The organism is Maribacter sp. UBA3344 (genome assembly GCF_002362375.1).
GTDB lineage: Bacteria > Bacteroidota > Bacteroidia > Flavobacteriales > Flavobacteriaceae > Maribacter > Maribacter dokdonensis.
The window spans coordinates 50,605-76,174 of record NZ_DERI01000005.1; the positions used below are offsets into that span (position 1 = coordinate 50,605).

Here is a 25,570-nt window from a genome sequence, read left to right on the forward strand (position 1 = left end):
GCACGGACTTTTTTTTATGGAAATTATTGTTGTTTTATTCAAATACCTTAACACCATCATCTATGGCCAAATGGTAATATTCAGCATCTATACCTGTTTTGTTTTTATAAGACCTAAGCAAAGCCTTTATACTTTCATTTAAAGATTTTGTTTCTATAAGGTTTATGGTACAGCCACCAAAACCGCCACCCATCATTCTAGAGCCAAGTACCCCATCTAGTTCCTCACCAATTTTTACCAAGTGGTCTAATTCGGTGGTAGTAATTTCATATTCGGTTGACATGGCCCAATGACCATCTTTTAAAACATTACCGACAGCAATGGCATCACCAGCAGTTAATTCTTGCATCATTTGCAATACACGTTCATTTTCTTCTATGATATATTTTGCCCGTTGAATATCAATTTCATTTACCTTATTTTTTACTTTGACCAGATCATCCTTGCTTATATCTCTTAATGATTTTACTTGGGGTCTATAGGCTTGAACTTGCTTAACAATGTTCTCACATGATACACGTCTTTTATTGTATTCAGAATCAACTGCTAAATTATGTTTGATGTTAGAGTTGATCAAGACCCAACTATAACCATCTAAATTAATTGGAATATACTTATGGCTTAGATCATTGCAATCTAAAAAAAATGCATTTCCTTTTTTACCGAAAAGCACGGCATATTGGTCCATAAGCCCACAATTTAATCCAATCTTATGTTCTGCTTCTTGTGCGATTAGTGCAATATCTTCCCTTGAAATTTCTTTTTCAGATACTTGTGTTATGGCGTAAATAAATCCACAGCATAGTGCAGCAGAGGAGGACAGACCTGATCCAATTGGTATATCTCCGCCAAAAACACAATTCATTCCTTTTAAAGGGTAGTCTCTGGCTATTAAAATTTCAATGATTGCTTTAAAGTAGTTTCCCCAAAAAGATTCAAATACCTTGTGCTCACCATTTAATTGAAAAACTATTTTCTCCGGTTGGGTCAAAAACGATTCTATCTGAATATTGTTTTCTTTATTACCCGAAACCGCAAAATATATACCTTTTTCAATAGATGCGGGTAGCACAAGGCCTTGGTTGTAATCTGTATGCTCACCAATTAAATTGATGCGCCCAGGTGCCTTTATTAGAATGGGATTTTTAATATAATTATCTTCAAAATAGGACTTAACTTTATGATGTATCATTAAGCGGTTGGGTTGTTCTTAAGTTAATGGCTTCTTTAACATTCGGTCAAAAGCTTCAAATATAAAAGATATTACTATGACCAATGCTGCGCCACAGAAGTTTAGCCATAAATAACCTAATTTTTCTTGTCCGGACGGGTAAATATGAATTAGGTAATAATAAATAATACAGATAATAATTTGGGTTACCACAGCCGCAAAAAATACAGCATTACCTTTAATGAATTTGAAGAAAAATGCAATTAAAAATATCCCTAATACATTTCCATAAAAGATACTACCAATAATATTTACCAACTGAATAAGATTATCGAAAAGATTGGCAATACATGCAATCAAAATAGCGACAATACCCCAAATTAGAGTAAAAAATTTAGAAGCTTTGACGTAGTGGGCTTCGGTTAGTTGTGTCGAACTTCTATTTCTTTTATATAGATCTAAAGCCGTAATGGTCCCTAAAGCATTTAATTCCGATGCAGTGGACGACATTGCGGCAGACAGTATTACAGCTAGCAATAACCCAACAAGTCCTGTGGGTAGGTTGTTGAGGATAAAGTGTATAAAAACATAATCTTTGTCATTGGTTTCTACAACATCATTAGCTTGACTTATAAGTGATTTTGCGGCTATTCTATTAGTACTGTCTTTTTGGTTAATGCGAATAATCTGCTTTTTAGCTTCTTCAACGGCGGAATATTCTTTTATTTCCAATGCAGCGGAAAACTTGTTTTGGGCTATTCTTTTTTCTGCTTCTAAAGCTATTTGTCCTTCTTGCAGTAGTTTGTAGTCTTCAGCATATTCAGATTCCATAACCGCTTGTGTTGCAGAAGGGTTGAAATTTAAAGGAGATGGATTGTATTGATAGAAGACAAAAACCATTACACCTACCAATAAAATAAAGAATTGCATGGGTATTTTAAAAATGGCATTGAACACAAGTCCTAACTGACTTTCTCTTATGGATTTGCCTGAAAGATATCGTTGAACCTGACTTTGGTCCGTACCAAAATAGGCTAGAAAAAGAAAGAGTCCGCCTGTGATCCCGCTCCAAAAAGTATATCGACTAGAGGTATCCAGATCAAAATTCAAAATTTCAAGTTTGTTACTGGCACCTGCAATTTTCATTGCTTTGCTAAATGTAATATCGGTAGGTAAGTAGCCCAATATAAAAAAGAAAGTGATGAACATACCGGTCATAATTATGAACATCTGCTGTTTTTGCGTAACACTAACAGCGTTTGTGCCACCGGAAACAGTGTAGATAATTACCAGGGTTCCAATAATAATGTTCAAGGTTCTTAGGTCCCAACCTAAAACAGCCGATAAAATAATTGAAGGTGCAAATATGGTAATACCTGCTGCTAAACCTCGTTGAATTAAGAATAAAACCGCTGCTAGTGACCTAGTCTTTAGATCGAACCGGCCTTCTAGAAATTCATAGGCGGTATACACCTTCATCTTATGGTAAAGAGGCACAAAAACCATGCAAATGATAATCATGGCAAAGGGCAATCCAAAATAGAATTGTACAAACCCCATTCCGTCGTGAAAGGCTTGACCTGGTGTTGAAAGAAATGTTATGGCACTTGCTTGCGTTGCCATAACAGATAAACCTATGGTCCACCATTTAGAGTCGTTTCCGCCACGTACGTAATCATTAACATTCTGGCTTCCTTTGGTTTTCCATACACCATATATTACGATGAATAGAAGTGTACCGGCAAGAATTATCCAATCTAATCCTTCCATATTAATTGAATGAGGTCATTACGTAATAGAAAACAAGTACATAAATAAGATTTAACACTAAAACAATAGTGTATTCTTTTTTCCAGGTGGTATTTTCATTTCGATCTTTACTCATCCTTTTATTTTCACTTTCGTTTCTACTTTCTCTTTTCCTACGGATAGCATATTAGAAAATAATTTATACGCACCTGGCACACCTACGGGTAATTCTCTAAAAAAGCTAAGTCCAGTATAAATATAATATCCCTTTCCATATGATGAAATCAGTAGACTACCTTTTGAAGCTTCTTCGCCTTCATCGTGCATTTCAAGTATTGGTGTAAACTCTTTACTCCATTTATTGGGAAAATATAATCCTCTTTCTTGTACCCAGCCGTTAAAATCGTTTTCATCAATTTCATTTGGAAAGTGAACCAAAGAATGATCTTTGGCTATAATGTTGACCTCAGAATTTTCATTGGTTACCCTATCTCTTGAAATTTCAATATCATACGGTGCAATATTTTCAAATTGCGCACCCCATCTACTTGCTGTGTTATACTGCACAATTACCGTACCACCGTTCTTGGCATAATCTAAAATAAACCGTTGTTTAAATTTAAGTTCATCTACAACATTATAGGCTCTGATACCAAGTACTACAGCGTCATATTTATTTAAAGATTCTTTTGTAATGGTTGATGGGTCAATAAGTTGAACATTGTAGCCAATTTGTTCTAAACTTGTGGGTACTTCATCGCCTGCACCCATAATGTAACCAATATTTTCACCGGCTTTCTGGATGTTCAGGCGTACCACTTTTGCCTCGGAAGGTAGAAGAACCGTTTGGGTAGGAACATGATCGTATGCAATGGTGACCAATTCCTTTGAGATCTCTTTTCCGTTTACTTTAATGATAGGGGAGATACTACTTTCGTTTTCAGTAGACGGCGGACTTAAAGTGAAATTCACCGTTTGTTCATCACCTTTTTTGGCAATGGAAAAGGGTTGTGTGTCAGTATCAAGTTTCCATCCTTTGCCGTATTCCAATGCTATAGTTCCTGAAATGCTGTCTTGGTGTGCTTTTATGGTAACCGGAACTTTTTTACTTGACGCATCCGCAAATATCAATACTTTATCGGCAAAGCTTGCAGTGGCTTCCGGTACAATTTCAAAAGGTTGATAAATTTCACCTTTATCGGGTTTGGCATATTTATAAACAACAGGTCTTGTTATTGGTATTAAAGTGCCATTTATGTTCACTAGGAATTTTGCATAAAATGCTCTTGGCGTTTCTGGTTTGCCAATTAAATCGGTATTAGAAACCTTGTACGTACCTAAAGTACCTTTCTCAATTAACCAATAAGGGCTGGTGTAATCTGTTGCAGAAGGTATGTTCAGGTCCACTTTTTTGGTAACAAGGTTATTATTCTTTAAAGCTTCGTTATCAATAGCTACTTTTTGATCGTTTATAAAGACCGACTTTAATTTTATGTCAATATTACTTCTATTCAGTGCCTGCACATTAACTTCAACTTCTTGTCCAGGGTTGGTATAAGCGGTCTGGGTAAATGCCTCTAAATGCAATCCTGATGTGGCGAAAATTATAGCGGTTAATTCTTCGCTTTTAAGTTCTTTCCAGTGTACATCAGATATTCCTTGTAATAAATTGTATGCTTTAAGTAATTCCGGAATATGAACAGTGGGGTCTTTGAAATTGAAATTCTCTTGCACCTTATAAAGGATATCACCTATTGGTTCACCACCATCAACTCTTTTCCAAGTGGTATCAATGCCATCGAATAAATTGGATTTATCTTCAGGTAAATCACCTTTCAATAATTCAATGTATTCATCTTCTGAACCTCTTGTGCTTAATCTACCAAACCCTTGGCAAAGATGTTGACTACTTGCCAACGAAGCTATTTCATTATTAGATTTGCCTAACATAGGGTAGTAGGTGCCAACATCCATATGTAGTAAATTGGTTTTATCCGCAGCCTTAAATTTTTCTTGACTACCGTAGAACCACCATGATGTATTAAAAAATAATCTTTTTGGCTGCCAAATATCGGTCATTTTTAACTGCTCTGGGTATGCGTTTGCATCATTTGCCAGATCAAAAGCTTCAAAACTTAACATGGCAGATGATGTATGGTGTCCATGTGTGGTGCCAGGTGTTCTATGGTCAAACCTATTGATAATTACATCTGGCTTAAACGTTCTAATGGTTCTAACGACATCACCTAGTATAGCTTCTTTGTTCCAGATTTCTAATGTTTCACCGGGTTGTTTTGAATAGCCAAAATCATTTGCCCTACTAAAAAACTGTTCTCCGCCATCTACTCTTCTGGCTGCAAGTAGTTCTTGCGTTCTTAATACCCCCAAAAGTTCACGTAGTTCTGGTCCAATAAGATTTTGACCGCCATCTCCTCTGGTCAATGACAAATATGCTGTTCTAGCTTTTGCATTATTAGCTAAATAAGCTATTAAACGAGTGTTTTCATCATCGGGATGTGCAGCAATAAATAGGGCGGTGCCAAGAAAATTGAGTTTTTCAATAGCGTGGTAAATATCTGTTGCTGAACTGTTTTTAGGGGTTTGGGCTTTCAGGGTGCCGAGTACTAATAGACTGCAGGTAACGAACCCTAACAAATATCGCATTTTCAGTTGGTTTTGGTAGTAATTTCAAATATAATAAGATTAGTACCTAAGCTTACGATTTTACGACTTCTTTAACAAAATCATACGATCTGCTCTTCCTCTTCTTCCATATTCAAAAACTCTCCCTGTTGATAGGTTGAAATAAGAATTACACCTTTTTGAAGTACCAGGTTATTGGGGTAGGTTAATATCTCACCGTTACTTCTTCTTAAATGTAAGTGAAAAGCCCTAATATCCTCTATTACAAATTTATCTAGATCAGCATTATCAGGGTCTAAAAGTTCTTTGTCCAAAATGCGAATGGTATTACCAATTTTAAATGGAAAGGAGAAGAAAATGATGACACCAGCGGTTATATTGCTCAGTATAGACCATTGCGCGAATAATGCAACACCAATTACTGCAAATACAGAAGATAGCATTACACCTAGATCTTGATAGTTTACGCTCCAAACAAAAGTAAGTGCTACTATTGCAATGATGGTCAATGCAATATTTATGAATTTAATGATCAGATTGGTCCTAACAGGATTAAAATCACTGATTTTACTCACTTTTCTTACCGCAGTAGTAAAAAGGAATTTTAAAATTAAGATGACTAAAAGTACAATGAGACTATAAATTAGTTCATTGTAGTGCTCATTAATAAATTCTTTCATATGCTATAACCCTAAACTATCGCGCAAAGATAAATCCTTATTCGATTTTTGTTGCCAATAGGGTGTTGTAATCCTGTTAATTCTTGTTGCTTTAGAAGTCAGTACTTTTTTGTTGTCACCAAATCCGTCATGAAAGGTGTCTGTCCAACTTTCTATTAAATATGGAAATTCGTTTTCAAAGTTGATTTTTAAAGTGCGCTCAAGTTCTGGATAGTTTATAGTATATGTATTGGTATTACCTTTTGTGTCTAAAGAGGTAATTGCATTATACGCTTTTAATTCTTTGTGGGTTAACCTTATAAATTCAAGAGAAGGAACTATAGAAACTTCACCAATTGGTAAATTTTTTGGGTCTATTCTTACTTTGTTCCAAATTTCATTTTCAAGAATGGCTTTTTCCATACTGTAATCTTGGTCGCCTTCAGATTCAAAATAAGAATGACTGGTAATTTCAAAATCTTCTCTATTGTTCAATTGCGCATAAACATGTCCGCACCATTCTTGCGATGAGAAAGATACTTTTATGGCGTGTTGGTTATCATGTACAGGATAGAAACTACTGGTCATAATAGAGTAGGGGTAAATTCCGGTAATATAATTTTTTGTGGAATTTAACTTAAGAACCGGAATGTTGGTTTTATGGCTATTATCAGCTTTAACTTGTTGTTCAGGTAGAAATGGTTCGGTTACATAGATCATTACTGCGCTACCTTCCCTGATCTCACCATATCTTGCCTGTTCTAGTTTATAAGATGTAATTTCAGCCGTACCATTATACCAGTATTTTTTAAATTCTTCGGATAACTGTTTTTTAGGTACTTCTACAACGGGTGTAGTTGTTGCCATGGCTAAAGTATCACTATTCTTTTCCGATTTTTCTTTGCAGCTGGAAAAAATTAAAAGGACCCCGAAAATACTGTAAAAAAATGTGGTTGGTTTTAATTGCTTTATACTTTTCATGGTGATAGTTTTTTATGTTACCAATTTTGATAATGTGTCATAAACTAGTTGGGTGGGCAGGCCAACGACACTAGTGTATGATCCTTTGATTTCCTCAATACCTATTAGCCCTATCCATTCTTGAATTCCGTATGCGCCTGCTTTATCATAAGGTTTATATTTTTCAATATAATGATGAATCTCGGATTTAGATAAATTCTTGAACTTGACTTCGGTAATCGAATGTTGTACAATTTGTCGTTCAACTGTGGTAAAACATACAGAAGAAATAACTTGATGCCAATCTCCGGAGAGCTTGCTTAGCATTTCTTTGGCTTCAGTATCATTTGCTGCTTTTGCCAAAGACTCATTCTTATGCCATACCACCGTATCAGACGTTATCAAAATATCTTCAGATTGAAGCTCATCTTTGAAAGCACTGGCTTTTAATTTGGCCAAGTAATCCGAGATTTCTGCGCCCTGTAATTCTGATGGATACACTTCATCAATAGATTTTATCTGTACTTCAAAATCAAGCTCCATATCCTTGAAAAATTGGTGTCTTCTTGGGGAGCCTGATGCTAATATTAAGCGATAATCTTTTAATTTTTGTTTCAGCATGATCTAATCGTTTGCTGCGCTAAAATGATTGGTCCAATCTCCACGTACTTTTAAAACTTGCTCAATAACATCTCTTACGCAACCATGTCCTCCATTTTTGTGAGATATGTATTTGCTTACATTCTTTACTTCTGCTACGGCGTTTTGCGGGCAGGTGGGTAATGCAACAGCTTTCATGGGTGGAATATCTGGTATGTCATCTCCCATATATAAAATATTTTCTGCTTCTATATGGTATATGTCCATATACTCATCTAAAGCATCCATTTTATAATGTGCGCCCATATAAATATCCGTAACTCCTAAACCTCTTAGTCTAGTACGTACCCCTTCATTGGTGCCGCCAGTAATAATACAAACATTATAGCCTTTGCTCAAGGCAACTTTAAGAGCATACCCGTCTTTTACACTCATATTGCGTAATAATTCTCCATTGCTGGTAATCATCAGGCTGCCGTCCGTGAATACACCATCGACATCGAAAATAAATGTTGTTATATCTTTTAAATACTCTTTATAGCTCTTTTCCATGTTTTTCTTTAATTGCGTTGCTTAAAAGGGTGTATAATTCCCTTTGGTGTTTATCTTTTAATAGTTGTAAATGGTTGTGTAATGTTTTTTGATCACCTCTTTTGGCAGGTCCTGTCTGTGCTTGTAAAGGAGATAAATCATTTAATTTAGTGGCAGTTTCTGTGATTAATGGTTTTAGAAGGTTAAAATCAATTTGATGTTCTTCACAAATTTCAGCTCCTAAGGTATAGAGATAATTGGTGAAATTATTTACGAAAACGGCAGCAACGTGTAGTGTTTTTCTTTGTTCAGAATTTATCTCGACAACGGTATTGCTTAAAGTTTTGCCAAGACCGGTTAATAATTCCATATCAGTTTTAGTATTTGCTTCTATGCAGATAGGTATAGAAGTGAATGAAACTATTTTGCCTTTTGTGAAGGTTTGTAAAGGATAAAATATGCCAGGTCTTTTTACCCCGTTCAAAACAGCAATGGAAGTGGCTCCAGAGGTATGGGCAACGAGTCCGTTTTTACCCTTGAAAAAGCTTGTTACTGTACCAATAGCATCATCGGAAATTGCCAAAAGGTAAATATCCGCATTTGGTATATTGGTAAAGTCCGTATTCACCAATAGTTTATCTTTTACAAATTCTAAGTGAGTGCTGTTTCTACCTACTACTTGTTTAATATTAACACCATCGGTTTGTTGTAGGGCATAATAAAGATTTTGCGCTACATTACCGGTGCCAACTATTACTACGGATATCATGGCGCAAAAGTACAAAGTTTATAGATCTATTGTTGTATTAAAATTAACAGTTTCAAAGACGTTATAAAGTGGTAAAAGTCATTCGTAAATGGTGAAAAGGCCTTATTTTTGCAACTTGAAAATCAACTCCTATCTTCCATGACGGAAATGTTCAAGAAAATATTCTTCTCTACGCGTTTAATGTCCATTTTGTTTATTGTTTTTGCTACGGCTATGGCTTTCGGCACCTTTATTGAAAGCTGGTATAGTACAGAAACTGCTAGAATTTGGATTTATAATACCTGGTGGTTTGAGCTTATAATGGTGTTCTTCGTTATCAATTTTATTGGTAATATTTCTAGATACCGTTTATTAAGGTGGGAAAAGTGGCCAGTGCTAATTTTACACCTATCATGGGTCTTGATCATTGTTGGTGCCTTTGTAACGCGTTACATTAGTTTTGAAGGCATGATGCCTATAAGAGAGGGGAATACAGAGAATGTGTTCTACTCAGATAAAACATACTTAACCGTTTATGTTGACGGTGAAATTGACGGTGAACCTCGAAGAAAAATTTTAGAGGACGATTTGATCGTTACTCCAGAAGCTATAAAATCTAACTTGCCATGGAGTGCCGATTTCAATGGTGAAGATTTTGAAATTTCCTATGTTGAATTTATAAAGGGAGCTAAACAAGGTTTGTTACCGGACCCAAAAGGAACTAAGTTTTTAAAAATTGTTGAAGCTGGCGATGGTGAAAGACATGATCATTTTTTAGAAGATGGTAAAGTCTCTAGTATTCATAACGTGTTATTTGCTCTGAATAATAAGACAGATGGAGCAATCAATATTATGACGACCGATTCATTATATCAAATTTATGCTCCTTTTGATGGTAGTTTTATGCGAATGGCAGACCAATTTCAAGGGGTATTGGTTAAAGACAGTGTACAACCTTTACAATTAAGGTCTTTGTATAATACGGCAGGTATGCAATTTGTAATACCAGATTCTATTACCCAAGGCTCATATGGTATTGTTGAAATTCCGGAAGATGAGAAAACAAAAATGGATCAAGATGCCATTGTTTTTGATGTATCGGCCAATGGAGAAACAAAACAAATAAAATTGCTAGGTAGCAAAGGGCCATCTGATTTTAGTGAGAAGGTTAATATAGGCGGACTCAATTTTTCCATTAGATATGGATCTAAGGTACATGAGTTGCCATTCGGTATTAAATTGAACGATTTTATCGCCAAAAAATATCCTGGTACAGAAAAAGGTTATGCCTCTTTTATGAGTAGGGTGACTATTGAAGATGAGCGTCCTTTTGATTATGACATTTTTATGAACCATGTATTGGACCATGAAGGTTATCGTTTTTTTCAATCTGGTTTTGATCCTGATGAAAAAGGGACTACATTATCTGTAAATCATGACTTTTGGGGAACTTGGATCACCTACATTGGTTATTTTCTTTTGTATATAGGATTAATGGGAATTATGTTCTTTGGTAAAACTCGTTTTCAAGATTTAGCAGATTCTTTGGATAAGCTTAAAATTAAAAAGAAAAAAATGTTTGGTGTTATTACCCTTTTGATGGCATTCTCTTTTTCTTCTTTTGCCCAAGAACAACATACACCAGAAGAGGGTCACCAACAGGCGCCTAGCAAAACGCAGATCGATTCTTTGCTTGAAGCTAGTATGGTCAGTAAAGCCCATGCAGATAAATTTGGTAAATTGGTAATACAAGATGAAGGTGGGCGTATGAAGCCTATCAATACATTTTCATCTGAACTTCTTCGTAAGCTTAGTTTAAAAGATTCTTACTTAGGGTATACTTCCGATCAAATTTTACTTTCAATGATGATGAATCCGGCGGTTTGGTACAATACCGAATTTATTGCCTTGGACAAAAAATCGCAAAACGATAGTATTAGAAAAATTATAGGTATTCCTTCTGGTCAGAAATACGTTAAAGCAACTGATTTCTTTGATAAAAAAGGACAGTACAAATTAGAACCTTTTTTAAGAGAAGCTACCGCTACCAATAACCCAAACAAATTTCAACAAGATTTTAAGGATGCCAATATCCGATTAAGTCTATTGAATCAGGCTTTAGGACAAGACATTGTTAAGATTTTTCCATTGTTGGACGATGAAAATAATAAATGGATTTCCGCTATTGAATATAGGGGTGGGCAGTATGAGATTAGAGATTCGTTGTATGCGAATTTTGTAAAAAATGCAATGCCTTATTATTTAATGACGCTAGGCAAAGCGCAACAAAGTGGCGACTATGCTTCTGCTGATAAATTATTGGCTGCATTTCATCAAAATCAGCTAAACCATGGTAGTGAGGTGTTGCCATCTCAACAGAAAATAGATACAGAGGTAATCTACAACAAGCTTAATATTTTTAATAGGTTGTACCAATATTATGCCTTAGTAGGTCTTTTAATGTTCTTTGTTCTAATATTTCAAATTTTCAAAGATCGTTCCATTTGGAGAGTGGCAATTTATTTTTTCAAAGGAACTATCATGTTGTTGTTCATTTGGCATACCGCTGGTCTAATATTACGTTGGTATATCTCTGGGCATGCACCTTGGAGTAACGCTTATGAAAGTATTCTATATGTAGCCTGGGCAACCATGGGTATCGGCTGGGCCTTGGGTCGTAAAAGTGACATGACTTTTGCAGCATCTGCATTTGTTACTTCAATGTTATTGTGGATAGCGCACCAAAGTTGGATAGATCCATCTATTGCCAACTTACAGCCAGTTTTGGACAGTTATTGGTTAATGATCCATGTTGCGGTAATTGTGGGTAGTTATGGTCCTTTGACTGTAGGTATGATTTTAGGCCTGGTATCCTTGATCTTAATGATTTTGACTACCAAAAAGAATAAAGAACGTATGGCAATCAATATCAAAGAATTGACCATTATTAATGAACTTGCCTTAACCACAGGTCTTGTGATGCTTACCATAGGTAACTTTTTAGGTGGTCAATGGGCCAATGAAAGTTGGGGGCGTTATTGGGGTTGGGATCCAAAAGAAACTTGGGCATTGATTTCCATAATGATTTACGCCTTTGTAATACACACCAGATTAGTGCCGGGTCTTAGAGGTAAATGGACATTTAACTTTATGAGTGTTGTTGCCTTTGGTAGTATTATGATGACATATTTTGGTGTAAATTTTTATTTGGTAGGTCTACATAGTTATGCAAGTGGAGCACAGGTTATTACGCCAACATTTATATATTATTTAGTTGCTGGAGTTTTAGTATTGGGCGGAATTAGCTTTTGGAGATATAAAGTTAATTATAGTAAATAAAAATAAGTATAGTATAACAAGCCTCATGGAAATTTCAATGAGGCTTTTTGTTTTTAGTTGCTCGTTAATTTTAATCTTTATTATCCAATAAATCCATTAATTCTTCGGCTGCTACCTTTCCTTTTTCCTTTAAAAAATCTCTAGGTGTATTATCGCCTAATTCAAAAACTATGGCCGGCATATGGTGGTTAACGTAAAAGTAATTTCTAGATACCATTGTTGGTTTTATTTCTGTTGATGGTTTTACATTGGTATGCTTCTGTGGTAGTCTATTGGTTATATTATTTATCCAGTCGAATACAATTTTGCCTTTATTACCGGTAATCGTAGAATCTATTGGATAGTAAATATCGTCCCAGGTGGAATGAAAATCTGCACCAAAAACAAATTCATAACCCTCAGATTCCTTTTTTACAAGAAAGTCCCTTACGCTTTGTGTTTCGGGTTGATTGAAATCTTGCCAATCTCGGTTTAAATCAATTCCGCCCATATTGTGTCTCCAATGCCCATTGTCTACCCCATCAGGATTCATTAACGGAACTACGAACAAGTCATAGTTATCTCTAAATTTTTGGGCCTTTGGAGAATCTCCGCTCAAAGTTTCAATAAATGATTTCATGGCAAGAAAACCGGTAACCTCTGGCGGATGTTGTCTAGAAATGACCATAACGGCTTTTTTGTGGTCTCCAGTGCTCACTTCCATTAAATTCATTGCTCTTTGTTCTTTGCTTTTGCCAATTTCGTAGGTTGAAATAAAGTCTTTGGTAGCTAATGAATCAATCCAATTTTTTACCCTAGTAGATCCGTAAAGTTCTTGTGCTGTAATATAAGTAGGGGATTTATCTATATTTACTTTTATCTCTACCATTTCCGGTACTGCCTTTATACCAAATGAGCCAGAACCTTGGTTGATACTGGTAAAATTGGTGCTGTCTAATGGTGTAAAATGCAATCCATCTGTACTAATTTTAGGGTAGTATCTACTACGTGAATCTTGATAGGTCATTTTTATAGTTATTGTCTTTGGAGTGTTAGACCACACTTTAAATGCATACCACGGGCTCACATTAACCGGTGTATTCTCTGCAGTAATCAAAGTAGTGTAGTGATCGTTGCCATCAAAAACAACTCCGTTTAATCTTCCGCTTTCAAAGTCATTACTAAAGAATACAGTTTCACTATCAAAGGTCCATACGCCTTTCCATTGCTTTTGTACTGGTTTGGATAGAGTAGATACCACAGCACTTTTACCTTGTCCTTGATATCCCCTGGCAATAGGTTCCTGATTTTTACAAGATAAAATCAACATACAGATCACTACGGTAATTATCGTTTTTTTCATAATTCTTTGGTATTCTTTAAACCTAGTCTATCTATTTTGAAGACTAACCTACATTATTCATTATAAATCTATCAACAAAAAAGAAAAATGAACTCATGGAATACAGTTTAATTGCAACTTTTCAATAATTCTTAATACGAGCATCACTCTATTAAATTTTAATGAATATAAGTTGTTGATGAATGATAGTAAAGGGCGAATAATGTTGCTTGGTTTTTTGTTTTATCTAATTTGGTAAGGTATGAGTTAAGAGTGTCATTACGTTCAATTTCCTTACCTTTATTTTTTATAATTTTTGCATATGAATTCGAAGATAAAAGGACTAAATACTATTTGTACCCATGTGGGTGAATTAGAAGATAAGCAGCACAAAGGCGCAGTTTCTCCACTATATATGAGTACTTCTTACGCCTATGAAGATGTTGATGTAAAACGCTATCCAAGATATTTTAATACACCCAACCAAGAAGGTCTTTGTAAAAAGATCGCAGCGTTGGAGCATGCAGAATCTGCATTGATATTTGGTAGTGGAATGGCGGCTGTAAGCACCTCTTTATTAGCGTTTTTGGGTGCTGGTGATCATGTAGTGCTACAACAGACGCTTTATGGGGGAACGTATAATTTAATTAACGAAGAGTTTTCTAAATACGGTATTGAATACTCTTTTACGTCAGGATGGAACGCCGATGCTTTTGAGGCAGAAATAAAGGCAAATACCAAAGTTATTTATATAGAAACGCCATCTAATCCTTTATTGACCATAACAGATTTAGAGGCAATAGCGGCCCTGGCTAAAAAACATGGTTTAATAACCATGATAGATAATACTTTTGCTAGTCCGGTAAATCAAAACCCTACTGATTTTGGAATTGATATCGTAATTCATAGTGCAACCAAATATATGGGTGGGCATTCGGATATTTGTGCAGGTGCAGTCGCCTCAACAACAGAAAATATGGACCGCATTTTTCAATTGGCAAAGAATTTTGGAGGAAGTTTAAGTGATTATACGGTATGGTTGCTAGAAAGAAGTATGAAAACTATGGGCATACGTGTTAAAGCGCAAAATGAAAATGCTTTGGCAATGGCAATTTTTTTAGACGGATTGGAAGAGGTTGAAAAAGTATATTATCCTGGTTTACCAACACATATAGATCACGATATTGCCAAAAATCAAATGAAAGGATATGGTGGTATGTTATCATTTGAATTGAATGAGAAATTAGATTCTTCAAAGTTCCAAAAAGCTTTGAACCTTATAAAACCATCAATGAGTTTGGCAGGTGTAGAAAGCACTGTATTATCCCCAACACAAACATCACACGCCTTAATGAGTGCAGAAGTAAGGGCTGAACAAGGTATTTCTGACGGATTAATTCGTTTTTCGTTAGGAATTGAGGAAATAGAAGACTTAAAGAACGACATTCAACAAGCATTGAATTTCATTAAATAAATTAATAATTAGTAGTACTAAGAAAGAATATAAAATGAAATTGGATATTTTGGTTTTTGGAGCACACCCTGATGATGCTGAACTTGGGGCAGGAGGTACCATTGCAAAAGAAATAGCACTTGGAAAAAAAGTAGGTATAGTAGATTTAACACGTGGTGAATTGGGGACAAGAGGTTCTGCTGAGATACGTGATAAGGAATCTGCCGCTGCTGCAAAAGTTTTAGGTGTAGCTGTGCGAGAAAATTTAAAGTTTAGAGATGGTTTTTTCGTTAATGATGAGGAGCATCAACTGGAAGTCATAAAAATGATACGTAAATACCAGCCTAATACCGTTTTATGCAATGCTATTGATGATAGACATATAGACCATGGTAAAGGAAGTAAGTTGGTCAGTGACGCCTGTTTTTTAAGTGGGTTGAGAAGAATAGAAACAACAGTTGGGGAGGAAAACCAAAAAGAATGGAGACCTAAACAAGTTTACCATTATATACAATGGAAAAATATTACACCAGATTTTGTGGTGGATATTAGTGGCTATATGGAAGAAAAAACCAATTCAATTCTGGCATATGCCTCTCAATTTCACGATCCTAATAGTAATGAGCCAGAAACGCCAATAAGTAGCAAAACTTTTATACAAAGCGTTAAGTATAGGGCAGAAGACTTAGGTAGATTGGTCGGTGTCGATTATGCAGAAGGATTTACAGTAGAAAGATTGGTAGCTGTAGATTCTCTGGATAACTTGATTTAAGCAGACTCTTTATATTGTTTTTGCGGTTGTTGAACCCTTGGTATGGTGAAGTAAAAACTTGAGCCTTTACCCAAAGCACTGTGTACCCAAATTTTACCATTATTTTTTTCTACCATTTCTTTACAAAGGGAAAGTCCAAGTCCGGTGCCTTTTTCATCATTTGTACCATAAGTGGTGTGGTTGGAATCTTTTTCGAACAATTTACTGATGATATCTTCGCTCATGCCCATACCATTATCCTTTACATAAATTTCACAGGTCTTGATTTTTTGAATGGCGCCTATCACAATTTGACCGTTGTTAGGAGTAAACTTAAGGGCATTGCTCAGTAAATTTCTTATAATAATGTCTATTTGGTTGGGATCACACCAAATTTGGCAATTGGGTTCAATTCTATTAACTATTGAAATAGATTTAGATTCGGCAATTTCGGATAACAAGGCTACATTTTCTTCTACTATGCTATCTAATTGTGTGGTAGCATGTTTGGTGACAGAACCGTTCATTTGCGTTTGGCCCCAAGAAAGTAAGTTGTTTAGAGTAAACGAAATAGTATCAATATCTACCTTTAACTTGGGTACAAAATTCAAGAATTCTTCCTTGGTCATTTCCCCTTCTTTGAATAATTTCAAAAGACCTTGAAAAGCCCCAATTGGTCCTCTAAGGTCGTGACCAATTATAGAGAATAATTTGTTTTTGGTTTGGTTTAACTCATTTAAATAGGCTTGTTTCTCTTCTAAATCAGATTTTTTATTTCTTAACTCAAGATTTAATTTTTTCTGCTGTTGTTCATTTCTATGAATTATGAACATAATAATGGCAAAAATGATGAGAATAATAATGGCTACGTATACAAATATCTTCTGCTTTGCCAATGCTTTTTCATTATCATCGATCAACTGTTGTTTTTGTTGATCATATTCCATTTTTGTTTTAAGCATATTCAATGCTTTTTCATTTCCGGTTTGCGTTAATGATTCATAGGTTACTTGATAAATTTCATGATACCATAATGATTTTTCAAAATCTTTTTTCTTCTTATGTAATTGTGCTAATTTCTTAGCGCTGTTCTTAATTCCGGTTCTAAGCCCAATTTTTTTTGATAGATCAAAAGCATTTAAGGCATAAACCTCGGCAATGCTATCCTTACCTTGGTTCATGTAGGCCTCGGTCATACCAATTAAGAGGTCTATTTTGGCACGGTCATCCTCTATTTCTTTATGTAATAATTCGCTTTGTTTATACCAATAAAGCGCCCAAGTATTCTTGTTCTTTTTTAAATATATTTTGCCTTTAATTTCATAACAGAACGCAAGCCATTCTAAAATCTTTTCTTTTTCAAAAGTTGCAATACTTATGTTGATATTATACATGGCATATTCAAGCTCATTCATATCTGCATAAGTAGATGCGATATTGCTCAAGGTCTCGGCCATAAAAACCGGATTACCTACTTCTTCATGTATTGCTTTTGATTTTTGTAAAAAGACCATTGCTTGTTCATAATCTTTTTGTTCAAGGTATAAATGCGCAATGTTGTCATTTACAATGGAAATGGAATTTTTATCATTGTTTTTTTCGGCTATTTCAATGGTTGCTAAGTACCATTTTAAAGCTTTTGAATAATCTCCTTTGTAACCATATTCTTTGGCCAAATCATTTAACGTTCTAATGATTAAAATAGAATTGTCATTATTTTTTTTGGCAAGCTGGTAGGCTTTTTCAAAATACGTAATTGCTTGGTCTATTTTGCCTTTATCAGAATAATAGCCTCCAATAGCGTGAAGTGAGCTTATCTCACCATTTACATATTTAGATTTTTTACTTAAATCAAGACTTTGTTTACTTAAAATTAAAAGACTGTCAAGATTATGATAGCGATGTTCAGTGGCAAGATTTATTAAATTATGAATATATAGTGTATCTCTGGTATCGAAAACATTAGAATTTCTAAATTCTTTTATTTCTTGTAGTAGTGTATCTCTTTTAGAATTTTGAGCTAAGGCTTTAGGAGCTATAATACAGGAAAATAAGAACACAACAAGCCAACCCTTTAGTAGGTTGTAATTTAAACTTGAGGTTATTCTGCTAAAATTCATGGTAATCCCTATAACTTGGTTTAAAATTAAGTTAGTAGGTTAGGGATATAGAATAAATGTTGTGAAATGCGCTTTATTGTGTGTTTTAACGTCTTAAACGTGTAGTTGGTCGATGATTTCTTAAATCAAGGATGAATTATTAACCCAAAATATGATCTTGTTATTGATGTTCTGTAAATAAATTTTAATGTACCTAGAAGTTTCTTTCTATTTGATATCTATGGGAAGCTCAACAATAAACTGGCTGCCTTTGTTAGGTTCGCTTTTCACCATTATCTCTCCATTATTTTTAATAACCATGGCTTTTACAAGCCTTAGACCTAAGCCGGTACCTTTTTCTGAGTTTGTACCGTAACTAGAGAAATTTTCAGAAGAACTAAAAAGCTTTTGAACATCGGTCTCTGTCATACCAACGCCTGTGTCAGACACTTCAATAACCAAGTTCTTATTTTTTATTTTGGTGGAAATCGTAATCATGCCATTATTTGGGGTAAATTTAATGGCATTGTTAATTAGGTTTCTGAAAATGATATTAAATTGTTGTAAATCGGCAAAGACACTATGGTTAGCAGCTACTTGATTATTAACAACTATGGATTTCTTTTTAATTTCATTTCTATATAGTTGTAGAATTATATCTAGTTCTTCTTTAACCAATATGCTTTTGATATTTACGGTGCTACCTTGCATTTGTGTTTTTCCCCAGTGTAAAAGATTGTCCATGGTAAACTGCACTTGTTCAATATCTTCTTTTAACTGTGGAGCAAATTTCTCAAAGTATTCCTTTCCTTCCGGGTCTTCTAGGTAAAGACCCAATATTTCATTTAAGGATATGATCGGACTCCTTAAATCGTGTCCAACTATTGAGAATAACCGATCCTGATTGTGATTTATTTGTTTAAGCGCTTTTTGATTCTCATTTAATACTTCTGCCTGTTTGGCCAGTTTTTTATTTAATATTTTTTCTCGTCTATTGGCATTTAAAATAATGAATACTATAATAATTAATGTAAGTAGTGCGGCTAATGCCCATTTAATGTATTTGCGCTGTTGACTTAGCGCCAGCTCACTTTGGGCTTTGAGTTCTTCAGTTTCCTTTTCATAATTTAATCTAGCATTAAGCATAGTTAAATTTCGTGTATTCTTTTTCTTGAAATTATCATATGATAATTTTTCGGTCATCTCTAAATACTTCAAAGATTCAGCAACATCATTTTGCTGTTTTTTAATTTGATATAGAATACGATATGCTTGTTCTAAGCCACTATCGTGATTAGATGCTTTATATAATGCTATACTTTCTAAGATATTTTCTTCTGCCAAGGGTAGGTTGTCCTTGCTTAGATAGGTGCCAGCTATACCGTATATAATATCGGCTTTGCTTTTTACATCGTTAAAGTTTTCATGCAGCACCAATGCTTTTTTATAATAATCTAAAGCGGTGTCAAAGTTATTTTTTGCTTGATTATAATACCCTAGTGTATATTGTGTCCAAGCCAGCCATGTTTTATTGGTTTGACTTTCAAATAACTTTAAACATTTATCTAGGTGAATTTTTGCTTCATCTAAATTGTTTAGTTTAATGTTTAAATATGCTAGATTGCTTAATAGCATTACATCTTTAGTAGGATCCTTTAAATTTTGGGTCACTTCTAATGCCTTGTCGTAATATGCCAAAGCTTCGTTATAATTTTCCAATTTGCTGAAAATTGTGCCTAAATTCATGTTCATTCTAAACAGAAAAAACAAATCGTTTTGTTTTTCTGCAATTGAAAGTGCATGTAAAAAATTAGCATATGTGGCAGGGTAATCTTGCTTGAAAAAATTAGCCTGCCCTTGTACATTGTAGACCTTCATTTCAGTTTTTGGGTAAGTCGACAATAAGGGACTTTCAATGACCTGTAATGTATATTCTATTGATTTATCGGTATCCCCAGTATAAAGAAATAAAGTAGCTAAATTGGTCAAAGCTTCTAGCTCTCCTTGTTTGTAGTTGTTCTTTAAACTTAGTTCAAGTGCCTTTTCAGAATAAACGAGCATGGAGTCTTGCTCAATTAACCTTGAATAATAGGATAAGTAATTTAGGTTATCAATATATGCGGTATTGTCTTCAGTAAAGTCTGGTCCTCCTGTTAATTCAGAAATTTTTGATTTATAAAATTGAACACTATCAATTTGAGAAAAACAGGTAGTATAACTTAGGCATGTTAATGCAATGAGTAAAAAATTATATTTATAATTTGATTTAGAACGCATTAGGGGCTAAGTAGGTTGTTTTATTTAAAACTTCAAGTTATAAATAAATTAATTAAACGATTATTAAAATTATTTATTTCTTCAAATTTCAATTTATTATTTGTTAGAACTAAAGAAAAAAATTATCTTTGCACTCGCTTACAAATGGTGGTTGTAGCTCAGCTGGTTAGAGCATCGGTTTGTGGTACCGAGGGTCGCCGGTTCGAACCCGGTCTTCCACCCTAAAGCAGATAGAAAGTCTTGGATTTATTCCAAGACTTTTTTGTTTTAAAGGTGTTGGCTGTCAGTTTTTTATGCAAAAAAAATAAGCCTGACACAAAGTGCCAGGCTTATTAAATTTAAATAGGCTGATGCTTAATCTACCTTTAATTTTTGCTCTCTATTTGCTATTTCCCAAGCAGTGTAAAATACTAATCTAGTTCTGTTCTCCAATAGATCATAATTGATTTTATCTGGTGTATCACTTGGTTTGTGATAGTCAGCATGCGTACCATTAAAATAAAATATGATGGGAATGTTATTTTTAGCAAAATTGTAGTGGTCACTTCTATAGTAAAAACGATTTGGATCGTTTTCGTCATTATAGGTATAGTCCAATTCAATATTCATGAATTTCTTATTCACTTCTTCTGATAGGTTGTGTAATTCAATACTAAGCTTATCAGAACCAATTAAATAAATATAATTTCTGTCTCCTTCCCGTTTTGGGTCAATTCTACCGATCATGTCAATATTTAAATTGGCTACGGTTTGTTCTAAAGGCACAATAGGGTCAACATCAGTGTAATATTGAGATCCCAATAATCCTTTTTCTTCGCCGGTAACATGTAAAAATACTATAGACCTTTTTGGTCCCTTGCCTGCATCGGCTGCATTTTTAAAGGCTTCTGCAATTTCCAATAGGGCAACAGTACCCGATCCATCGTCATCTGCTCCATTATTTATTTGACCATCACCACTTACGCCAATATGGTCTAAATGAGAGGATATCACTAAAAATTCATTTGGTTTTTCTGAACCTTTTATGATGGCAACAACATTCTCTGAAGAGACCTTGTCATTAGAACTTTCAAAATTCAAAATCAATTTTTCAGTTAAAACTTTAGAATCGTTTTCTTTTTCTATTGTCGGTAAAATACTTTCTGCAAGGGTTTGGTCTATAAACAAACTGTAAAACTCAGGGGCGTCATTATTTACAACTTCCATTCTACCACTGTTGTTTTGCTTCATAGATTCAAATCTGCGTTTAAATCTGCTGAAATTGTCCTTATCGTAATATAGTACTCCCTTGGCACCTTTGTCAACTGCAATTTGTATACGCTTGGTCAATGACTCTGACATATTGCTCCAAATAGATTTTTCTGAAGTGCCTGAAATAACGTAAGTGCCATCTTCTTTTATGGGTTCACCAGATTTTAATAGTACAATTTTATCTGTAACATCTACATTGTCATAACTAGAGTATACCGTATCATCAATACCATAACCTATATAAACAATTTCATCATTTGAAGAATTTGCAGCAGCAAAAGTAAGTACGTGTTCTCCTATGATAAAATCCGTATTGTTCAAGCTTAGTTTACCTATAGGTAGTTTACTTATCTCTAAAGGTACTTCTTGAAAATAGTTGCCATCTTCTTTTGCTGCAGGAATACTTAACTTTTCATATTCCGCCTTTAAGTAGGCTATTGCTTTTTTCTGACCTGGTTGTCCGGTTTCCCTACCTTCATACTCATCCGATGCATAGATATATAAATGATCTTTTAGTTCAGCTTCGGTAATTGTTTCTGCGTAAGTAATTTCAGATGCAATTGGTGGTTCTTCAGAAGCGTTTTCTTTAATGGTTTTTTGGGAAGAATTACAAGATAAGGCCGTTGCGACCAATAAGAATAGTGTTTTTTTCATTTTATAGTGATCAAAATTTATCAAAAATAATTAAATCTTAGTTGGTTTCAATTGTTGTATTCAACAATAAGATTACCTGCTTATTAAAAGCTTTAATTTTTTAAAGCTTCAGAGATAGCCGCTTCAACTAATGGCTCCATAACCATATAGCCTTCAGCTGTTGGGTGTACTTCATCTCTGGCATATTTTTTTGGAAGTCCATTACGCTCATCAACCATTTTTGAAAAATAATCTAAATAGATATGTCCATGCGTATTGGCATATTCTTTTATCATCTCATTAAGCTTAATAATTTTTCCAGCAGGTTCTAAACCTGGCTTCCAAGGATAATCGTAGGCCGGTAGGGTAGAGGAAAGAATTACCTTAATGTTATTTGCATGCGCCATTTCTGCCATGCCTTTAATATTGTCCATAATCATTTTTAGGGTAGATGGTCCTGTATTACCTGCTATATCATTGGTGCCTGCCAATATTGTTACCACTTTTGGTTTAAGATCAATGACATCTTGTCTAAAACGTATTAACATTTGTGGCGTGGTTTGACCACTGATACCTCGATTAATATAGGGCTTGCCCTTAAAAAACTCCGGACGCGTTTTTAGCCAACCTATTGTAATGGAATTGCCCATAAACACCACCCGATTTTCGTTTTCTTTGGCTTGTTCTATTGTATCATTAGCAACTTCAAAATGATTTAGATCAGGCCAATCTTGGGCATTTACAGAGGTTAATCCTAAAATAGATAACATACACGTATATATTATTGTTTTTATTCTATTCATCTTTATTATGATTGTTGAATTTGTTCTTTTTCTTCTGCTTTTAATGGGATGTTGTTTATAATATTAGCCTTATTTGGTCTTTGCGCAGCCAAATAGGCCAATAAGCACACAGAAATGACCAATGGAAGGGCATTGGCAGTATTGTAATATGCAAACAACCCTATGAAGGCAGGGATTTCAATAAGGGCATATTTGATATGTAAAGCAGATTGATACTTTTTTAGCTTTTCTTCTAAACGACTTTCTGATTTAATATTGGAAGTCATTTTTTTGAAGACCCATTGACTGCCAAAATACCCCAACATTGCAAATAGGGGTACCATGTATAAAAAGACCCCTTGCCCTGCAGTACTTGTATTAAAAGAATTGATCTGTAAAAATACCCAAAGGGTAAAAATGCTTAAGCCTATTAATAGGAATAGGTGCATTATTGTAAGACTTTTGATAAAACTTTTTATTTCCATATTCTAATTTAAAATCCTAAGATAATATAAAATTGACCTATGATGAATTTGCCGGGTTATTACTTGTAATTATTTAACCTAGGGCATCTATTAGAATTTTTATCTTTGCGCAGTATGAAAAAGATACTAACTATTTCTCTTCTGCTATTTTTAGCTGTCAAAGCTTACGGTCAAATTGAGCAAGATAAGGTTCTTCACTACTTAGGAGGTAATTTATATGGTCTTGTGGGGGCAGGGGTTGCGAATGAAATTTCAGATGGAGACAGAACGTGGACTTTTGTTGGTGCAGTTGGAGGAAGTTTGCTAATTGGTTTGGCCAAAGAGGCTATTGATCAAAATCAATATGGAGGATGGAGCAATGAAGATTTGTTAGCTACCGTATTGGGTGGTGTAACAATTGGTGCTACAATTGATATTTTCAAAAAAAGAAAACAACGTAAAAGGGAGCAATTATTTAAAGATGCTACAAAAACTGTAGATTACCGTCATCAAATGAAATTCCCAATAAAAACAACAGAGATCAACTCGCTATTTGTATTGGGAATGTCCAGTACTGTTCTAGAAAGGTAGTTTTCTAATACTTTGCACTTTTTCCTGTTGCAATAGTACGATTTATGAAATCACGAATATCATCATTTGCAGTTTTTAAATCTTCTCTTCGTAGGTACATCATATGACCTGAACGATATCCTTTAAAACTAAATCTATCTTTCATGCGTCCGCTTGGGTCTACTTGCCACATGGTATATTTTGCATTGAAGTAGGTGGTAGCTCCATCATAATAGCCAGATTGTACCAAAACATTTAAATATGGGTTTTGTGCCATTGCTTGTCTTAAATTATCTCTGGTATTGTCATCGTCATTGTTCCAAGGGTGTACCGGACCGAACATATTATATTTTACATCGGTCTTAAAATTTAACTCTTCCTGTAAGTAATAGTTAATGGCAGGGGTAAAGCTATGTAGCCAAGATGTTAATTCAGAATTATAGTCTGGCTTTGTTCCAGATAGCTGTTTATCTATTCCCAAATATCTTGAATCTAAGCGCCCTACGGTATGCCCGCTTTTATCTTTTAAAAGATTTTTCCAAAAGAAAGAAGTAGGTACGGAAAGGTTGTGGTCAAGAATGTCTTTTTTGTTCAATCCTGAGTAATAAGCCATTTTATCTGCTACAGCCTCTTTTTCGGAAGCCTCTAAAAATCCTCCTTTAGCCAATGCCGGTATAAGCTTATCAATTGTATATGCTTCAGACTCCGGTAGAATTTCTAAAAGATCCTTACTCTGTAAGGCAGGTGGTAAAGCTTTGTGGTGCCATGCCGCTGCAGTATAATATGGTAGGTTTATTGCTTCGGCAACGGGTCCGGAATTGCGTATCACTTTATAATCAGCCGGTGAAACCATTATGACACCGTTTAAATACATCCATTGTTGATTTTGTAAAGCCAAAGAAAGACCCATAACACGTGTGCCCCCATAACTTTCCCCGATTATATATTTTGGCGAGCGCCATCTGTTGTTTCTGGTTACAAAGGTGTTCAGCCATTCTGCCAAATATTTAATATCGGCATTTATGCCAAAGAATTTGTCGCGGTCTACTTCTTTTCCGCTTGCAGGGATAGTTCTGCTATAACCTGTGTTTACAGGATTTACATAAACGATATCCGCAATATCTAAAACTGAATGCGGATTGTCATTTACACCATAAGGTTGAACAGGATATCCTTCATCATCAATTTTTAAAACCTTTGGTCCGGTATACGCTAAATGCATCCATACCGAACCTGATCCTGGACCTCCATTAAATGAAATCAATAGCGGTCTAGCAGCACGATCCTTGATGTTGTTTCTAGTATAATAGGTATAATGCAAAGAGGCTATGGGTTTTGCATTTTCATCCCACACAGGTTGGGTCCCGGTCTGTGCGGTGTACGAAAAACTAGCGCCATTAATGGTAGCGTTATGTTGTGTTGTGATAACGGTGTCTACGGGTAATTCCCTAGACTGGCCAAAGGCAAATGCAGTGACCAAACAAAAGGTAAATTGTACTATTTTTTTCATGGTTTGATAAGGTTCTGTTGTAAAACGAAAATAAGCATAATTGTGCTATTTTATTCGTT

Annotated in this window: 19 protein-coding genes and 1 tRNA gene; 5 read left to right on the forward strand and 15 right to left on the reverse strand. The window is 34.8% G+C overall.

The features are described from left to right. Positions 1-34 precede the first annotated feature (34 nt). The 8 genes from galK to B2Z27_RS02350 all read right to left on the reverse strand — a co-directional run bounded on the left by galK (position 35) and on the right by B2Z27_RS02350 (position 9,082). On the reverse strand, positions 35-1,192 hold the full coding sequence (galK, locus tag B2Z27_RS02315) for a galactokinase (RefSeq protein ID WP_286812411.1): 1,158 nt from the start codon (positions 1,190-1,192) through the stop codon (positions 35-37). A gap of 18 nt (positions 1,193-1,210) precedes the next feature. After that, entirely contained in the window at positions 1,211-2,941 is a 1,731-nt protein-coding gene (locus B2Z27_RS02320) for a sodium:solute symporter (protein WP_286812412.1), read from the reverse strand. A 111-nt stretch (positions 2,942-3,052) separates the two neighbouring features. Beyond that, positions 3,053-5,584 (reverse strand): PIG-L family deacetylase, encoded by a 2,532-nt coding sequence (locus B2Z27_RS02325; RefSeq protein ID WP_286812413.1) that lies wholly within the window; start codon positions 5,582-5,584, stop codon positions 3,053-3,055. Positions 5,585-5,664: 80 nt separating this feature from the next. Continuing rightward, a complete protein-coding gene (locus B2Z27_RS02330; protein ID WP_286812414.1) occupies positions 5,665-6,243 on the reverse strand; it encodes a mechanosensitive ion channel domain-containing protein in 579 nt (192 codons plus the stop codon). 3 nt (positions 6,244-6,246) lie between these two features. Further along, positions 6,247-7,203: a septum formation inhibitor Maf gene (locus tag B2Z27_RS02335; protein WP_286812415.1), complete on the reverse strand. Its 957-nt coding sequence runs from the start codon at positions 7,201-7,203 to the stop codon at positions 6,247-6,249. A 12-nt stretch (positions 7,204-7,215) separates the two neighbouring features. Beyond that, positions 7,216-7,803 (reverse strand): Maf family nucleotide pyrophosphatase, encoded by a 588-nt coding sequence (locus B2Z27_RS02340; protein WP_286812416.1) that lies wholly within the window; start codon positions 7,801-7,803, stop codon positions 7,216-7,218. A gap of 3 nt (positions 7,804-7,806) precedes the next feature. Beyond that, on the reverse strand, positions 7,807-8,334 hold the full coding sequence (locus B2Z27_RS02345) for a KdsC family phosphatase (protein WP_058102563.1): 528 nt from the start codon (positions 8,332-8,334) through the stop codon (positions 7,807-7,809). Continuing rightward, positions 8,318-9,082 (reverse strand): Rossmann-like and DUF2520 domain-containing protein, encoded by a 765-nt coding sequence (locus B2Z27_RS02350; protein WP_286812417.1) that lies wholly within the window; start codon positions 9,080-9,082, stop codon positions 8,318-8,320. The genes B2Z27_RS02345 and B2Z27_RS02350 overlap by 17 nt, the downstream gene beginning before the upstream one ends. A gap of 138 nt (positions 9,083-9,220) precedes the next feature. Here B2Z27_RS02350 and ccsA point away from each other — a divergent pair, with 138 nt between their 5' ends. Continuing rightward, positions 9,221-12,400, forward strand: coding sequence for a cytochrome c biogenesis protein (ccsA, locus tag B2Z27_RS02355; RefSeq protein ID WP_286812485.1), 3,180 nt, complete (start codon positions 9,221-9,223; stop codon positions 12,398-12,400). A 70-nt stretch (positions 12,401-12,470) separates the two neighbouring features. Here the strand turns inward: ccsA and B2Z27_RS02360 are convergent, their stop codons facing one another. Next, positions 12,471-13,742 carry a M14 family metallopeptidase gene (locus tag B2Z27_RS02360; protein WP_286812418.1) on the reverse strand — a complete coding sequence of 424 codons (1,272 nt, stop codon included), beginning with the start codon at positions 13,740-13,742 and terminating at the stop codon, positions 12,471-12,473. Between the two features lie 301 nt (positions 13,743-14,043). On the opposite strand from B2Z27_RS02360, the gene B2Z27_RS02365 reads away from it, so the two are divergent. Both B2Z27_RS02365 and bshB1 read left to right on the forward strand, forming a co-directional pair. Further along, the gene (locus tag B2Z27_RS02365) at positions 14,044-15,195 is read left to right on the forward strand and encodes a trans-sulfuration enzyme family protein (protein ID WP_286812419.1); all 1,152 of its coding nucleotides are present in this window, start codon (positions 14,044-14,046) and stop codon (positions 15,193-15,195) included. Positions 15,196-15,229: 34 nt separating this feature from the next. Continuing rightward, the gene (gene bshB1 / locus B2Z27_RS02370) at positions 15,230-15,946 is read left to right on the forward strand and encodes a bacillithiol biosynthesis deacetylase BshB1 (RefSeq protein ID WP_286812420.1); all 717 of its coding nucleotides are present in this window, start codon (positions 15,230-15,232) and stop codon (positions 15,944-15,946) included. Here bshB1 and B2Z27_RS02375 read toward each other — a convergent pair. Both B2Z27_RS02375 and B2Z27_RS02380 read right to left on the reverse strand, forming a co-directional pair. Beyond that, positions 15,943-18,045, reverse strand: coding sequence for a tetratricopeptide repeat-containing sensor histidine kinase (locus tag B2Z27_RS02375; protein WP_286812421.1), 2,103 nt, complete (start codon positions 18,043-18,045; stop codon positions 15,943-15,945). The two genes, bshB1 and B2Z27_RS02375, sit on opposite strands and share 4 nt — an antisense overlap. Before the next feature lie 207 nt (positions 18,046-18,252). Beyond that, entirely contained in the window at positions 18,253-20,301 is a 2,049-nt protein-coding gene (locus tag B2Z27_RS02380; RefSeq protein ID WP_286812422.1) for a tetratricopeptide repeat-containing sensor histidine kinase, read from the reverse strand. A 146-nt stretch (positions 20,302-20,447) separates the two neighbouring features. On the opposite strand from B2Z27_RS02380, the gene B2Z27_RS02385 reads away from it, so the two are divergent. After that, positions 20,448-20,523, forward strand: a tRNA-His gene (locus tag B2Z27_RS02385). Positions 20,524-20,655: 132 nt separating this feature from the next. On the opposite strand, the gene B2Z27_RS02390 is transcribed toward B2Z27_RS02385, so the two are convergent. The 3 genes from B2Z27_RS02390 to B2Z27_RS02400 all read right to left on the reverse strand — a co-directional run bounded on the left by B2Z27_RS02390 (position 20,656) and on the right by B2Z27_RS02400 (position 23,452). After that, positions 20,656-22,206, reverse strand: coding sequence for a M28 family metallopeptidase (locus B2Z27_RS02390; protein ID WP_286812423.1), 1,551 nt, complete (start codon positions 22,204-22,206; stop codon positions 20,656-20,658). A 92-nt stretch (positions 22,207-22,298) separates the two neighbouring features. Further along, positions 22,299-22,955, reverse strand: coding sequence for an SGNH/GDSL hydrolase family protein (locus tag B2Z27_RS02395; RefSeq protein WP_236973384.1), 657 nt, complete (start codon positions 22,953-22,955; stop codon positions 22,299-22,301). Between the two features lie 38 nt (positions 22,956-22,993). Beyond that, on the reverse strand, positions 22,994-23,452 hold the full coding sequence (locus B2Z27_RS02400) for a hypothetical protein (protein WP_286812424.1): 459 nt from the start codon (positions 23,450-23,452) through the stop codon (positions 22,994-22,996). A gap of 114 nt (positions 23,453-23,566) precedes the next feature. Between B2Z27_RS02400 and B2Z27_RS02405 the strand changes: the two genes are divergently transcribed. Continuing rightward, positions 23,567-24,022: a hypothetical protein gene (locus tag B2Z27_RS02405; protein ID WP_180268617.1), complete on the forward strand. Its 456-nt coding sequence runs from the start codon at positions 23,567-23,569 to the stop codon at positions 24,020-24,022. Between the two features lie 4 nt (positions 24,023-24,026). On the opposite strand, the gene B2Z27_RS02410 is transcribed toward B2Z27_RS02405, so the two are convergent. Continuing rightward, positions 24,027-25,511, reverse strand: a complete 1,485-nt coding sequence (locus B2Z27_RS02410; protein WP_071342087.1) for a S10 family peptidase — start codon at positions 25,509-25,511, stop codon at positions 24,027-24,029. Positions 25,512-25,570 lie beyond the last annotated feature (59 nt).